The organism is Micromonospora sp. NBRC 107095, from assembly GCF_030269705.1.
GTDB lineage: Bacteria > Actinomycetota > Actinomycetes > Mycobacteriales > Micromonosporaceae > Micromonospora > Micromonospora parva.
Window position 1 is genome coordinate 1 of the sequence record NZ_BSTU01000017.1, and the last position, 288, is coordinate 288.

The window sequence follows — 288 nt, forward strand, 5'->3', positions numbered from 1 at the left end:
CCATGAACACGATCTTCCGTAAGAGCATGCTGTCCGTTGCGGGTCTCGCGTTCGCCGGTGGTGTCTTCGCCGGCCCGATCGCCGCCCACGCCGCCACCCCGGTCGATGCCAAGCCCGCCGCCGTGGCGGTGCAGGTGGCGAAGCCGCAGGGCGAGCAGTCGCGGATCACCCTCAACGACGAGCAGACCGCCAACGTCAAGGCGATCATCGCCGCGACGAAGAAGGCCGGCCTGCCCGAGCGGGCCGCGGTCATCTCGATCGCGACGAGCCTGCAGGAGTCGAAGCTGG

The 288-nt window shown here is 69.4% G+C and carries 1 pseudogene; it reads left to right on the forward strand.

What is annotated here, in order from left to right:
* Nucleotides 1-2 precede the first annotated feature (2 nt).
* Nucleotides 3-288 (forward strand): annotated as a pseudogene (locus QSK15_RS32470) (hypothetical protein); the annotation flags it as partial.